General features: G+C 68.8%; 14 protein-coding genes. 1 reads left to right on the forward strand and 13 read right to left on the reverse strand.

Features of this window, described 5'->3' with window-relative positions:
- Positions 1–33: 33 nt before the first annotated feature.
- Positions 34–795, forward strand: coding sequence for a class I SAM-dependent methyltransferase (locus BLT81_RS04815; RefSeq protein WP_040421603.1), 762 nt, complete (start codon positions 34–36; stop codon positions 793–795).
- Here the strand turns inward: BLT81_RS04815 and der are convergent.
- From der to BLT81_RS04880, 13 genes are all read right to left on the reverse strand, one after another.
- Positions 792–2,303 carry a ribosome biogenesis GTPase Der gene (gene der / locus BLT81_RS04820; RefSeq protein WP_019194695.1) on the reverse strand — a complete coding sequence of 504 codons (1,512 nt, stop codon included), beginning with the start codon at positions 2,301–2,303 and terminating at the stop codon, positions 792–794. The two genes, BLT81_RS04815 and der, sit on opposite strands and share 4 nt — an antisense overlap.
- Positions 2,300–2,998: a (d)CMP kinase gene (gene cmk / locus BLT81_RS04825; protein ID WP_040421672.1), complete on the reverse strand. Its 699-nt coding sequence runs from the start codon at positions 2,996–2,998 to the stop codon at positions 2,300–2,302. Before cmk ends, der begins: the two co-directional genes overlap by 4 nt.
- A gap of 17 nt (positions 2,999–3,015) precedes the next feature.
- Positions 3,016–3,909: a pseudouridine synthase gene (locus BLT81_RS04830; RefSeq protein ID WP_019194697.1), complete on the reverse strand. Its 894-nt coding sequence runs from the start codon at positions 3,907–3,909 to the stop codon at positions 3,016–3,018.
- Between the two features lie 78 nt (positions 3,910–3,987).
- The gene (scpB, locus tag BLT81_RS04835; RefSeq protein WP_019194698.1) at positions 3,988–4,527 is read right to left on the reverse strand and encodes an SMC-Scp complex subunit ScpB; all 540 of its coding nucleotides are present in this window, start codon (positions 4,525–4,527) and stop codon (positions 3,988–3,990) included.
- Between the two features lie 17 nt (positions 4,528–4,544).
- Complete coding sequence (locus BLT81_RS04840; protein ID WP_019194699.1) at positions 4,545–5,348, reverse strand: segregation and condensation protein A; 804 nt, start codon at positions 5,346–5,348, stop codon at positions 4,545–4,547.
- Positions 5,345–6,217: a ParA family protein gene (locus BLT81_RS04845; protein ID WP_019194700.1), complete on the reverse strand. Its 873-nt coding sequence runs from the start codon at positions 6,215–6,217 to the stop codon at positions 5,345–5,347. Before BLT81_RS04845 ends, BLT81_RS04840 begins: the two co-directional genes overlap by 4 nt.
- A 64-nt stretch (positions 6,218–6,281) precedes the next feature.
- Positions 6,282–7,205, reverse strand: coding sequence for a site-specific tyrosine recombinase XerD (gene xerD / locus BLT81_RS04850; RefSeq protein ID WP_019194701.1), 924 nt, complete (start codon positions 7,203–7,205; stop codon positions 6,282–6,284).
- On the reverse strand, positions 7,205–7,852 hold the full coding sequence (locus tag BLT81_RS04855) for an NUDIX domain-containing protein (RefSeq protein WP_019194702.1): 648 nt from the start codon (positions 7,850–7,852) through the stop codon (positions 7,205–7,207). Before BLT81_RS04855 ends, xerD begins: the two co-directional genes overlap by 1 nt.
- An 11-nt stretch (positions 7,853–7,863) precedes the next feature.
- Positions 7,864–8,712 carry a copper transporter gene (locus BLT81_RS04860; protein ID WP_081582968.1) on the reverse strand — a complete coding sequence of 283 codons (849 nt, stop codon included), beginning with the start codon at positions 8,710–8,712 and terminating at the stop codon, positions 7,864–7,866.
- 54 nt (positions 8,713–8,766) lie between these two features.
- On the reverse strand, positions 8,767–10,011 hold the full coding sequence (gene steA, locus BLT81_RS04865; RefSeq protein ID WP_155860860.1) for a putative cytokinetic ring protein SteA: 1,245 nt from the start codon (positions 10,009–10,011) through the stop codon (positions 8,767–8,769).
- Between the two features lie 40 nt (positions 10,012–10,051).
- On the reverse strand, positions 10,052–11,779 hold the full coding sequence (recN, locus tag BLT81_RS04870; protein ID WP_019194705.1) for a DNA repair protein RecN: 1,728 nt from the start codon (positions 11,777–11,779) through the stop codon (positions 10,052–10,054).
- The gene (locus BLT81_RS04875) at positions 11,779–12,699 is read right to left on the reverse strand and encodes an NAD kinase (protein WP_019194706.1); all 921 of its coding nucleotides are present in this window, start codon (positions 12,697–12,699) and stop codon (positions 11,779–11,781) included. Before BLT81_RS04875 ends, recN begins: the two co-directional genes overlap by 1 nt.
- Positions 12,699–13,526 (reverse strand): TlyA family RNA methyltransferase, encoded by an 828-nt coding sequence (locus tag BLT81_RS04880; protein WP_019194707.1) that lies wholly within the window; start codon positions 13,524–13,526, stop codon positions 12,699–12,701. The genes BLT81_RS04875 and BLT81_RS04880 overlap by 1 nt, the downstream gene beginning before the upstream one ends.
- Positions 13,527–13,538 lie beyond the last annotated feature (12 nt).

The following is a 13,538-nucleotide window of genomic DNA, read 5'->3' on the forward strand; positions in this document are numbered from 1 at the left end:
TGTCCCTTCCGTCGGTTGCTACATTGATTCAGCATGGAACCAAGCAGGAAAAACGGCCCGGCGTTCCGCGACGCGGAGCATCGCGTGGCCTCGGCCCGGTCCTTCCTCGCTGGGGCGGCCGACTATGACTCTGCACGCCCGTCCTACCCACGTGACATTACATCCCTCTACACCATAAAGGGAAGGGTGCTCGACATCGGGGCCGGTACCGGGATTTTTAGCGCCGTTCTCGCCGCCGCGGGCCACAGGGTTGTTGCCTGCGACCCGTCCCCGGACATGCTGCGCACGCTGCGCGCGAACCACCCCACGATCCCCGCCTGGTGCGCGACAGCGGAGAGCACCGCGCTTCGCGATGCCTCCGTCGACAACCTGGCCGCCGCCCAGACGTGGCACTGGGTCGACGCCGCCCGCGCAAGCGCCGAGGCTGACCGCGTCGTGCGCCCCAGCGGCGAGATGCTGCTGTGCTGGAACACCCTCGACGTGCGCCACCCCTGGGTGCTGCGCCTCAGCCGCATCATGCACTCGGGCGACGTCCAGCGCGAGGGCTTCTACCCCGACGTGCGCCCCCCGTGGCGCTTGCGTGACGAGATGCGCCTGACGTGGATTCAGCCCGCCACGCCGGAGGACCTGTTCCGGCTCATGGCCACTCGGTCCTACTGGCTGCGCGCCAGCGACCCAACGCGGGAGAAGATGACCGCCAACTTACGCTGGTACCTCTACGAGCGCCTCGGCTTCACCCCCGGCCAGCTCCTACCGCTGCCCTACCGCACCGACGCCTTCGTCTACGCGCGCTAGCGCTTCTGGCGCCGCTCGCGGACCCGCACGGCGATCCGGATCGGCGTGCCGTGGTAGCCGAAGGCCTCGCGGAACTTGCGCTCCAGGTAGCGGCGGTAGCTGCCGTCGAGGAAACCCGTGGTAAACAGCACGATTGTCGGCGGACGGGTGCTCACCATGGTGGTGAACAGCACGCGCGGAAGGCGGTTGTTCTTCATCGGCGGCGGGTTCGCCGCGATCGCATCCCGCAGCCAGTTGTTGAGCTGGCCGGTGGACACGCGCCGGTCCCAGTTCTCCAGCGCCTCGGCCATCGCCGGCTCGAGGCGATGCAGACCGCGCCCGGTGTCGGCGGAGATGTTGAGCTTGGTCACCCACGGCAGGTGGCCGATCATCTCGTCGAACTCGCGGTCGAAGTAGTAGCGCCGGTCCTCGTCCATGAGGTCCCACTTGTTAAAGCAGATCACCATGGCCTTGCCAGCCTCGAGCACCATGGAAATGACGCGCTGGTCTTGCTCCGAGATGGGCTCTGAGGCGTCGATAAGCACGACGCAGACCTCGGCCGCCTCGATGGTGCCGCGGGTGCGCAGGCTGGCGTAGTACTCGTGGCCCTGGGCGTTTTTGACCTTCTTGCGCAGGCCGGCGGTGTCGATGAACTTCCACAGGTCATCGTCGAGCTGGATGAGCTCGTCGACAGGGTCGACGGTGGTGCCCGCGACGTTATCGACAACGGAACGGTTCTTCTTCGACAGCTTGTTCAGCAGACTCGACTTGCCCACGTTGGGGCGGCCGACGAGCGCGACGCGGCGCGGGCCCTCGGTCACCGACACCGCCCCGCGCGGCACCTCCGGGAAGACGCGCAGGATCTCGTCGAGAACGTCGGCGCCGCCGCGCCCGTGCAAAGCGGAGACGGGCCAGGGGTCGCCGAGGCCGAGGGCGTAGAACTCGGCGACGTCCGCCCACTGGGACTCGGACTCGAACTTGTTGGCCACCAGCAGAACGGGAACGTCGGCGCGCTGCAGGTTGCGGGCCATCACTGCGTCCGTTTCCGTCACACCGGTGTGGGAGTCGACGACCATCACGATGACGTCGGAGGTCTCCATCGCCGCCTCCGATTGGCGCGCGATGGCAGCGTGGATGCCCTTCGCGTCTGGGTCCCAGCCGCCGGTGTCCTGCACCCAGAAGCGCCGCCCACCCCACTCAGCGAGGTAGCTCACGCGGTCACGCGTCACGCCGGGGTGGTCCTCCACGACCGCTTCACGACGCCCGAGGAAGCGGTTCACCAAGCTGGACTTGCCCACGTTGGGTCGGCCGACGATAGAGACGGTGGGCAGGGACTCCTCGATGATGTCCGGGCCACCGACGCCGTACGTCTCCTCGAGCTCGGCCCAGTCCTCGTCGGTCCAGTCCTCGTCGGTCATGTCCTCCGGGAAGTCATCCTCCGGGAAATCATCCTCCGAAAAGTCCTCGTCGTAGAGGTCCTCATTGACGTCCTCCGAGCTGAAATCGTCGTCGGGATAGTTCTCTCTCATTGCGCGCTCCTTGCGATGAGGGAGACGAGGGCGGCGTGCACCTCGTCGCGGTCCATGTCGGAAGTGTCAATCACTTCGGCGTCCTCGGCTGGGCGCAGGGGGCTCACGGCGCGCGAGGAGTCGAGGTCGTCGCGGCGGATGACGTCGGCAAGCACCGTGTCGTAGTCGGCGTCGCGCCCGGCCTGGATGTCTTGGGCGTAGCGGCGGCGAGCGCGTACCTCAGCGGAGGCAGTCAGGAAGGCCTTCGCGGGGGCGTCGACAAGCACGACCGTGCCAATGTCGCGGCCCTCCACGATCGCGCGGTGCGCGTCGCGGGCCAGCTTGCGCTGCAGCGCCACCAGGTTCTCGCGCACCTCCGGGATCGCGGAGACGGCGGAGACGTTGCGGGTGACCTCAGGCCCGCGGATCTCTGCGGCGACGTCCTCGCCCGCGAGGAGCACCTCGGTTGAGTCCGGGTCGTCGGAGACGGTCAGCGGCAGCTCGCGCGTCGCCTCGATCACGGCCGAGGCGTCGGACGGGTCCACGCCGGAGCGCAGGACCGCCAGGGTGGCCACCCGGTACATCGCGCCGGTGTCGACGTACTTGGCGCCCAGCTCCTTCGCCAGGCGGCGGCACGTGGTGGACTTGCCGGTGCCGGACGGGCCGTCGACGGCAAGGATGAGCCCGCCTTCGGGCATGTTGGAGAGATCGTTCATGCTCGTCGTCACCCCCATTACATCTCCACCGCCTTAAACAGCGAGGTCAGCTCCGCGCGGTTGAGCGCGCGCAGGGAGCCAGGCTTCATGTCGCCGAGCTGCACCGTGTGCACCTTCGTGCGCACCAGGCGCTGCACCGGGTAACCGGCCGCCTTCAGCATGCGGCGCACCAGGTGCTTGCGGCCCTCGTGGATTTCCAGGCGGATGATGGACATGCCGTTGTGGACGTCCACGATCTGGGCGTAGTCGGCGGCCGCTGGGCCGTCGTCAAGCTCGATGCCCTTCTTCAGCGTGGCCACCAGGTTCGGCTTCGCCTCGCCGAGCACGGTGGCCATGTACGTCTTGGACACCCCGTAGCGCGGGTGCATGAGGCGGTTGGCCAGCTCGCCGTCGTTGGTGAGCAGGAGCAGTCCCTCGGTATCCGCGTCGAGGCGGCCAACGTGGAACAGGCGCTCGCCCGCGGCCGTCTTTTCCGCCACGTAGCTGCCCACCGACGTGCGGTCCATCTCGTCCTTCATGGTGGACTGGACACCGCGGGGCTTGTTGAACACGAAGTATTCCAGCTCGTCGTTGACGTTGATGCGCGTGCCGTCGACCCGAATGATGTCCCTCTGCGGGTTCACGCGCACGCCCTGGCGGGTGATGATTGTCCCGTTGACCTCCACGCGGCCCTGCTCGATCATCACCTCAGCGTGGCGGCGCGAGGCCACACCCGCCTGCGCGAGAACCTTCTGCAGGCGCACGCCCTCGTCGGCGGGGGCGGTGGGTGAGTCGTCCCACCAGTTGTCCTCGAGCGGGTGGGGGTCGGTGGGGCTGACGTTTTGCTTCTTCGCCGGCTTGGCATAGGAGATGTAGAACGTATCGTCCTTCTGCGTGTCCGGTGTGCCGTCGCGGCGAGCGGGGGGAGCCATCGAAGTGTCCTTACTGTCGTATGCGGTTATTTCTGACGTGTTCACGCTACCAGGGGATACTCCCCCTCTTCAAAGGGCTCACCACGCGTCGTCGATGGCATCGACCTCCGGCAGCAGCGGCGCCAGATCCGGCAGCCTGTCGAGCGAGTCGATGCCGAGCAGCTCCGTAAACAGCTCCGTGGTCACGTAACGGTGCGCCCCCGTCGCCTCCTCCGGGTCCACCTCCGCGATAAGCCCGCGCAGCGCCAGCGTGCGCATGACCCCGTCGACGTTCACGCCGCGCACGCCCGCCACCTGCGCGCGCGTGACGGGCTGGCGGTACGCCACGACCGCCAGGGTTTCCATCGCCGCGCGCGAGAGCTTGGTCTGGGAGCCGTCGACAAGAAACGCCTCGACGGCGGCCGCGTTCTCCGGCCGCGTGTACAGCCGCCAGCCCTCCGCCGTCTCCCGCAGGTCAATCCCGCTCCCGCGCGCATCGAGCTCACCTTTCCATTCGCGCAAGTGCGTGACGACGTCCCCCTCGCTCGCCCCCAAGGCGCGCGCGAGCTCCTCTGCGCGGGCGGGAGTGTCCAGGACGAGCAGGACCGACTCAAGCTGCGAGCGCAGCTGGGGCACCATTTCCATGGCCCCACATGCTAGTTCCAGTTGCTCGCCGCCACGACCGCCGGGTCCACCTCCAGCCCCGTCCACGACACATCGAGCGGGCCGAGCGCCTCGTCCTGCTGGGCCTCCACGGCCCGCGCCTTGTACAGCTCGAGCAGGGCCAGAAAGCGTCCCACCACCTCCATCGAGCGCGCGCAGTCCCGCGTGAGCGCGGCGAAGGATACCCACGTTCCGGCCCCCGACAAGCGCAGGGTGCCCAGGATCTTTCCCGCCTGTTCGGGGACCGACACCGGCACGCCGTGGACGTGGTCGGTGCGCACCGTCTCCGGCGGCCGGGGCCGGAACACGCTCGCCGCGAGCTGCGCGAAGCTGTCGGGCGTGTGCCCGAGCTCGACCGGCGGGAGGAGGTCGGCGTAGCGCTCTTCCAGGCCGACGGCGCGCGGGTAGCGTCGCTGGGCGCTGGCTTGCCAGGTGGAAAACATGTCCGCGACCTGCTGGTAGGCGCGGTACTGCAGCAGGCGGGCGAAGAGCAGGTCGCGCGACTCCAACAGCTCGAGGTCCTCCGCCTCACTCATGTGGCCGCGCGGAAGCAGGCGCGCCGCTTTGAGGTCGAGAAGCGTCGCCGCGACGAGGACGAACTCCGTGTATTCGTCAAGCCCCGCGTTTTCCCCCAGCGCCTTGGTGTACGCGATGAACTCGTCGGTCACCTCCGCGAGCGCCACCTCGGTGACGTCGAGCTTGCGGGAATTGATGAGGCTGAGCAGGAGGTCGAACGGGCCCTCGAAGTTGTTGAGCACCAGCTGGAAGCCGGTGATCTCCGGCTGGACAGCTGTCACCTCTCAGTGCGCTCCAACACCTCGAGCGCCAGGTCGCGGTACTGCTTCGCCCCCTGCGACGTCGGCGCCCACGTGATGATCGGCTCGCCGGCCACCGAGGTCTCCGGGAAACGGACGGTGCGGGTAATCACGGTGTCAAAGACGGTGTCACCGAAGACCTCGAGCACGCGGTCCATCACCTCGCGAGCGTGGGTGGTCCGGCGGTCGAACATGGTGACGAGGATGCCCACGATCTCCAGATCGAAGTTGATGCGGTCGCGCACCTTTTCCACAGTGTCCGTGAGCAGCGCCAGGCCGCGCAGGGAGAAGTACTCGCACTCCATCGGGATGATCACGCCGTGCGAGGCCGCGAGCGCGTTGACGGTCAGAAGCCCCAGCGACGGCCCGCAGTCGAGGATGATGATGTCGTATTCCTTGCTCACCGGGCGCAGGGCGCGCGCCAGCGTGTACTCGCGGCCGACCTCGCTGACCAACTGGATCTCGGCTGCCGATAGGTCGATGTTTGCCGGAACGAGGTCCAAGCCCGCGACGTTGGAATGGCGGATCGCCGCATGGATGCTCGCGGTGTTGTCGAAGAGCAGGTCGTAGACGGTGACCTGTTCTTCCTCGTAGGCCACCCCGAGGCCCGCCGACAACGCGCCCTGGGGGTCTAAGTCAACCAACAGGACTTTACGTCCTTGCTCCGCCAGACACGCCCCGAGGTTGATCGTCGAGGTAGTCTTACCCACCCCGCCCTTCTGGTTCACCATGGAAATGACGGTGGCGGGGCCGTGTTTATCCAGCGGTTTCGGCTGCGGGAACTCGCGGACGGGGCGGCCGGTCAGCCCGACCTCCACGTCCTTGGCGTCAAACAATGAGCCGTCCGTCATTGACACACCTTCCCCTCGCGCGACACGTCTACCTTAGCGGGTTGACCCTGAGCTTACACCGTTGTCATTCCGCGTTTGGCTTCTGCGCGCGAGGGTGCGTCGTGCGCCACACCTCGCGCACGTTGTCCGCCGTGACGTGGGTGTAGATCTGCGTGGTGGTCACCGAGGAATGGCCCAGGAGCTCCTGCACCGTGCGCACGTCCGCCCCGCCCTGCAGCAGGTGCGTGGCAAAGGAGTGTCGCAGCGTGTGCGGCGACACCTCCTTATCAATCCCCGCCCGCGCGGCGGCGTCCTTGATAATGCTCCACGCGCTTTGCCGCGACAACGCCCCGCCCCGCGCGTTAAGAAACAGCGCGTGGCTGCGCCCCGTCGCCAGCCCCGGCCGGCCTCGTACCAGGTACGCCTCCACGGCGTCACGCCCCGCCCCGCCGAGGGGAACCAGCCGTTGTTTGCCGCCCTTTCCCGTGACGCTGAGCACGCCCTCATTCTCGGCGACGTCGTCCACAGCGAGGGCGAGAACCTCCGAGACGCGAGCCCCGGTGCCGTAGAGCATCTCCAACAGGGCTTTGTCGCGCAGGTGCAGGGGGGTGTCGGTGGGGCAGGCGTCGAGAAGCTCCGCGACCTCTGCGATCGACAGCGCGTCGGGCAGCTTCTCCCCCGGCGACGGCGGCGCGACGGCAGCAGCGACGTCCGAGGCGACGAGCCCCTCCGCTGCGGCAAAGCGGTGCAGCCCGCGCGCCACCGTGAGCGCCCGCGCCGCCGAGGAGGCCGCGAGCGGACGCGCGGTCTCCGTGCCGCGGCGCAACTCGGCGGCGTAGGCCTCGATATCGCCCGAGGAGACCTCGTCAAGGTCGGTCATGCCCGCCCGCTCCAGCCACTCGGTGTAGCGTGCCGCGTCGCGGCGGTAGTTACTCAGGGTGTTTCGCGCCCGTCCGCGCTCCACCGCAAGATGGTTGAGCCACAGCGCGGCCACGTCCTTGGCACGCATCAGATCCGTTTCATATCGCCGCCGCTGCCGACGCCGCGCCTGCGCTCGGCGAGCGCCGTCGGGCGCACCTCGAACGGCTCATCCACGCTGCGCGGCTCGACCCCCGACTCCAGCGACGCTGCCGCGGCGAAGATGCCCGCCACGGCGATCGAGTTCACGACCCTTCCCTCCAACACGGCGCGACGGGCGCGATCCAGCGGGACCCACGTCAGCGTCATATCCGCTTCCTCGTCCTCCGCGGCGGGGCGCTCCACCTGGGTCAGGTCGGTGGCAACGAAGACGCGCACCGCCTCGTCCGCGAAACCGGGCGAGGTCACCAAATCCACCAGCACTCCCCAAGTGGCGGCCTCGAGCCCGGCCTCCTCGCGCAACTCGCGGCGCGCACAGTCGAACGCGGGTTCGCCGGCGACGTCGAGCAGCCCGGCCGGCAGCTCGAGCAGACGCCTGCCGACGGTGTGCCGGTACTGCTCCACCACCGCCACGCGGCCCTCGCTGTCGAGCGCGACAACCGCAACGGCGCCGAAATGCTCCACAACCTCGCGGGCGGCGTCCTTCCCGCCTGGCATGGCGACCTGGTCGCGGCGGACGCTGATGATCGGGGCCTCGAGAAGAAGCTCTGAGCTGCTAACAGTAAAGGAGTGAGCCATGCGCCCCAACGCTACTCCGCGTCGAGCGCCTCGCGCACCGCGCGCACGCTCAGCACCGCTCCCGCCTCGGTGTCGACGACGTTCTGGGTGGCCACCCCCTGCCCGCCGCGGGCGTGCAGCTCGCCTGCGACCTCGCCGCCGGGGCCTTGCTCCGCGGCGACAACGGCCCCGCCCCGCGCGTTGAGAGCCGCCGCGAAGTCGGCGAGCGCGCCGACCGCAAAGGGCTCCTCCTCCCCGCCGGTCACCACGATGACGGCGTCAGCCGCCATAAGGTCGGGGCTGTGGTAGGTGAGGAACCCGGCGTCGGCAAGCGCGGAGAGCACGAAATCACGGTCCTCCAGCGTGGCGCGCGGGGCGCCATCCTCGCCGGCGAAAAGCGCTACGGCGAGCGACTCGCCCGCGTGCGTGGCCGGGGAGAGGTTGTCCGGCGACAGCTGCGCCCCGGCCGGCAGCGTGTTGGCCACCACCGAACCGAGCTCATCAGCGCCCTGGCGGGACACGAACTTCTCGGTGAGGGCGATCTCCCCGGCGTCGTCCGCGCCGGCCTGCCCCAACAGCTCGCGCAGCCGGTTGGTGTCCTCCGGCGCGGTGCCGGGGCTGCGGATGATCAGTACCGCCGTATCCGCCAGGCTCTCGCCCACCAGAGCCCCGGCCTCCGTTGCGACGAGCTCGTTCGCCGCCGCGGCCTGGGCCTCCGCCTCCTCGACCCGCGGCGTCAGGTCCTGCGCAGCTGGCTCCTCCACGCCCGTTCCGCGGGCCTCCTGCACCGCCGGGGCCATCACCAACGACCCCAGCGCTACTCCCAGCGCTGTCCCCCACGCCAGACCCGCAACGACGAGGCCACCACGTCCACCAGACACTCTTTCTCTCCTTCCGCGCTCGTACCGTCACGCTCGTACCGTCAACCGAGGGGGCTAGCCCTGGGTCCATCCCTCGAACCACCCCTGCACTCGCTCCACGAGCGCATCCCAGGTGTCCACGAGGTTCTCCGCGAAGGCGCCGTCCCCGCCGAGCCCGACGACGAGGATGATGGTGGCCACGGCGACCAGAAGGCCCAGCACCGCCCACGCCCACGCGAGCCCGCCGCCCGATTGCACCGCGTACAGGTCGTCGATGACGGTCGAGTCAACGATGCGGTTGCCCGCTTTCAGCCGCGTCAACATCGCCGCGGGGCTTGCGTGCGGGGCGCCCGCAAAAATCGCGTCGAGGTCCGCCGCGTCGCTGACCGTGACGATCATCTCCGCGTCATGGAAACGCGCCAAGAGGATCGCGAGGTCGAGGGCCGAATCCGTGGCGGCCGGGAACGTCATCGCCCCCACCCCGAGGTCCTGGATGCGCTCCAAGCCAGCGGCGTGGCCGTCGGGGTCGGCAGGCAGCACCACGCGCGCTTGCCCGCGCAGGTTCTCCTCCGCGATCGTGGTGGGGTCGCCGACGATAAAGTCCGGCTCGTAACCCGCCTCGCTAATCACGTTGGCGCCTGCTCCCGCGCCGATGAGAACCGGCTCGTACTCGCGAATGAAGTTGCGCAGACGACCCAGCTTCTCCTTCGCGTCGGCCGCGTCCGCAACGATCAGGACTTTGCGCCCGCTCATGGTCTCGCCCATCTCGGGGACCCCGACCCCGTCGATAAGCAACGGCGATTCCGAGTGAATGAACTCGATCGTGTTGCCGAAGTAGGCCTCCATGTGGTCGAGAAGGTTGCGCTGAGCTGTGGCGAAGGTCTCGTCGGCGCCCCCGCGCGTGATCGCGTTGGCCTCGCCAGCGGGCCTTTTGCCCACGTGAATCAGGCCAGACTCCTGCACGGATGCCTTCTTACCGTCGCGCAGCAGCTCGCGCAGCTGGTCGCCGCGGGCCTCGTAGAGCGCGATCCCGGCGTCGAGAAGCAGGTGCGGGCCGTAGTTCGGCATCGCGCCGGTAGAAAAGGTCGACAGGTTAAGCACGGCGGCGGGGGCGGCCGCGATAAGCTGCTCCGCTTCACGACGGCTCATGTCGCGCGAATCCACCACGGCAATCTCCCCCGCCCGCAGCTTACGCAGCCCCTTGCCCCGCGAGGTGCAGTCGCGCAGCGTCCCCTGCACCTCGACAGGAGAAGCGTCGGCCGAAACGGTGGACCCTGCCGGGTCAGCGGATGCACGCGAAAAGACACTCATGCCATGCATTGTGCAGGCTGGAGGGCCTCTGCTGGTGGAGGCGCGCTGTCTAGGAGCGCAGGGATTTCACTTCCTCCCGCGCCCGTGAGAATAGCTCGCCCGCATGGGCGCGGCCCGTCGCGGAGTCTTCCATCCCCGCCATCATGCGCGCCAGCTCCTCCACGCGCTCCTCGTCCGCCAGCTCGACCACTCCGGAGGTCACCGTCGTCTCCCCCACGTTCTTGGCCACGTGCAGGTGGGTGTCCGCGTAGGCCGCGACCTGGGGCAAGTGGGTGACCACGATGACCTGGTTGTGCGTGGCCAGGCGCGCGAGGCGGCGGCCGATTTCCACCGCGGCGCGCCCTCCCACCCCGGCGTCAACCTCGTCGAAGACGAGCGTCCCCCCGCTTGAGCCTGCGCTCAGGATCACCTCGAGCGCCAGCATGACTCGCGAAAGCTCGCCGCCGGAGGCACTGGTGGCCAGGGGCCGCGGCTCCACCGCGTCGTTGGGTGCAAGGCGTAGCTCCACGGCGTCGGCGCCGTCGCGGGTGTAGGCCGTAGGTGTGACCGCCACCGTCAGCCGCGCCTTCGGCATGGCCAAGCCGTGCAACTCCGCCGTCACGGCCTCGCCGAGGGCGTTTGCGGCGCGGGCGCGCACGGCGCTGAGCGCGGCGGCGCGGCCCGCCAGCGACTTCTCCAGCTCCTCCACGCGCCGTTTCAGCTCACCGAGCGCTTCCGCTGAGGTGTCGATCTTGCTCAGGCGTTTCGCCGCCTTCGCCCGCCATGCCAGCACGCCGGCAATGTCGGGGGCGTATTTGCGGGTCAAGGCCTTGAGGGCCTGCTGGCGCTGCAACTGTTTGTCCAGTTCCTCCGGGTCGCTGGGCAGCCCGGCCGCGTAGGTACCTAGCTCCCCGGAGATGTCCGACAGGGCACCCGCCACCTCGCCAAGCCGCTGCCCCAGGTCGTTGAGGGCCGGGTCGCTTGCCGACGCCAAAGCCGACTCGGCGCGCCCGACGAGGGTAGACGCTGCCTCATCCTCGCCCCCGAAGGCCCCGACGGCGTCGGGCCCGTCGATGGCCACCAGCGCGGTCTCCGCGGCATCGCGTAGGGCATCCACGTCCTGCAGGCGGTTAATGCTGGCAACCAGCTCGGTGTCTTCTCCCTCGTGCGGATCAACCTCGTCGATTTCGCCGATGGCGAACTGGAGGCGGTCAACCTCTTGCGCGAGCTCGCGGCGCTTCTCGGTGCGTTCCTTCAGGTCCCGGGACGCCTCGCGCCACTGCACCCACACCTCGCGGTAGGCGTCCACCGCCTGTGCCGCCTCCGGCTCATAGCGATCGAGAGCGGCGAGCTGCTGGTCCGGGGACAGCAGCCGCAGCTGGTCGTTCTGCCCGTGGATGGTGATCAGATGGCCCGCCAGCTCGCCGAGCGTCGCCGCCGGGACGGCCCGACCACCCAGGTGAGCTCGCGAGCGGCCCGTCGCGCGCACCGAGCGCGAGACCACGTATTCGCCGTTCTCGTCAGCTTCCGCCCCCGCCCCCGCGGCGAGTTCCTCGACGGCGACACGTTCCTGCTCCGGCAGGTCTGCGACGGAGAACGCCCCCTCCACGACGGCCTTGTCGGCTCCCGTGCGCACTCGCGAGGCGTCGGCACGCCCCCCGGACAGCAGGCGGAGGCCGGTGACGACCATCGTCTTTCCCGCTCCGGTTTCGCCGGTGAGCACTGTCAGCCCTGGGCTAAGCTCCGCCGTAGCGCGGGGGATGACGCCGAGGTTGTCGATCGTGATTTCCGTAAGCATTACTTCGCCGCCGGCCCCCTCCACCCGGAAACGGGGAGCTTGAACTTGTGCACGAGGCGGTCGGTGAAGGGGTGCTCGTCCAGGCGTACCCACCGCACGGGGCGGCGCCCGCGCACGATCTCGACGCGCGAGCCGGGCGGCATGGCCAATGAGCGAAAGCCATCGAGCACCACGTTCGCCTCGCCGGTGTTCGATTCTGACTCGATCGCCACAGTCGAGCGAGGCGAGACGACCAGCGGCTTGGTAAAAAGCGCGTGCGCGTTATTAGCGACGACCAGAAGCGCCTCCACCTCCGGCCACATCACCGGGCCGCCCGCAGCGAAGGCGTAGGCGGTCGAACCGGTCGGGGTGGACACGAGCACCCCGTCGCAGCCGAAGGAGGACACGGGGCGGAAGTCGACCTCCAGGGTGGCGTCCATGACCTTCGTGCGGTTGACGTTTTCGATGCTGGCCTCGTTGAGCGCCCAGCCCGTGCCGAGGACGTTGTCGCCGGAGTCGAGCAGGACGACGTCGATGGTCATGCGGTCTTCGATCCGGTAGGTCGTGCGAATGACGCGACCGATGGCCTCCTCCAGGCTCTCCTGCTCCCATTCCGCCAAAAAGCCGACGTGGCCGAGGTTGATCCCGAGCACGGGAACGTCCTGGGCGTGGGCGTAGTTCGCCGCGCGCAGGAAGGTGCCGTCGCCGCCGAGGACGAGGACAAGCTCGCAGTCAGCAGCTGCCTCGGGCCCCTCGGGGACGCGCTCGAGCGAACGCAACGACGGCTCCTCTTCGACCGGCCCCATATTCGACTGGTCGAGGAGCCGGACTTGAATGCCCGCAGCCGTCAGCAGCTCCGCCGCCCGTCCAGCTGCGGCGATGTTGCCAGCGCGGTAGGTGTGCGGCACGAGCAGGATTGCCCGGTGGTTGCGAATAGTCATCAGTTCGTGGGTCCTTCCTCGACGGCCCGAGAGACAAGGGCGCGCAGCGTGTCCTCGTCGAGCGAACGCGCGCCCGCATCCTTGACGAGCCACAGGAAGTATTCTACGTTGCCGCTCGGACCGGGCAGCGGCGACGCCACCACATCCTTCAGGCTCAGCCCCAGCCCCTGGGCGAACCGCGCGACATCGGCCGTGACCTCAGCACGAAGCTGCGCCGAACGCACCACCCCTCCGCTTCCAAGCCGGTCCTTGCCCACCTCGAACTGGGGCTTCACCATCGGCAACAGGTCCGCGCCCTCGGCCATGCACTCGGCGATCGCGGGGAGGACCAGGCGCAGCGAGATAAACGACAAATCCCCCACCATGAGCTCCGCCGGCCCGCCCATCATCTCCGGCGTCAGCGTCCGGATGTTCGTCCGGTCGAGGACCGTCACCCGCGAATCATTCTGCAGCCGCCACACCAGCTGCCCGTACCCCACGTCGACAGCCACGACCTCACGCGCTCCCCGCGTGAGCAGGACGTCCGTAAACCCGCCCGTCGAGGCTCCCGCGTCGAGGCACCTCCGCTTAGCGACGTCCAACCCCCGCCCCTCAAACACCTCTAACGCCCCCAGCAACTTGTGCGCCCCTCGCGACGCCCACTCGTCCGCCTCGTCGACGTTGACACGGATCGATACGTCGGGCTCCACGACTGTCGCCGGTTTCGAGGCCACGAACCCGGCCACCTCCACGCGGCCGTCTTTGATCCACTCGCGGGCCTGCTCGCGCGAGCGGGCGATCTTGCGGCGCACCAACTCGGCGTCGAGACGACGACGTCCTGGGGGCATCGGGGTATCCTT

The organism is Corynebacterium timonense (assembly GCF_900105305.1).
Taxonomy (GTDB): Bacteria; Actinomycetota; Actinomycetes; order Mycobacteriales; family Mycobacteriaceae; genus Corynebacterium; species Corynebacterium timonense.